This is a genomic window from Pseudomonas sp. 2822-17 (genome assembly GCF_002742485.1).
In the GTDB taxonomy this organism is placed as follows: domain Bacteria; phylum Pseudomonadota; class Gammaproteobacteria; order Pseudomonadales; family Pseudomonadaceae; genus Aquipseudomonas; species Aquipseudomonas cyclaminis.
On the sequence record NZ_LJRZ01000103.1, the window covers coordinates 1 to 277 of the forward strand.

The 277-nt window shown below is 36.8% G+C and carries 1 protein-coding gene; it reads left to right on the top strand.

Annotated features, from left to right (window positions below):
- A partial coding sequence (locus AOA60_RS33230; RefSeq protein ID WP_218240484.1) for a hypothetical protein occupies positions 1 to 277 on the top strand: 277 nt, incomplete at both ends.

The window sequence follows — 277 nt, forward strand, 5'->3', positions numbered from 1 at the left end:
GACTTGATCGATGGATGCGAAAACAAATAGGTAAGCTACGAAAAGTAGAACTATTAACAGAAAAAGATTATCAAATGATGGAACGAAACAAAGACCCTAAATACATTGCTAAGAAGTATCGGATTAGTGCTACTGTCCACTTTATTGTTTTCTTCATTGGCCAAATAATTCTTTGGTCATTAGGAACGAACAGTATAGAAGAAATGCTCCAGTACCTGACAGACTTTACTTGGATAGAAACAGGTACTGCCGATGCATCTCCTTATCAGAACGAAAC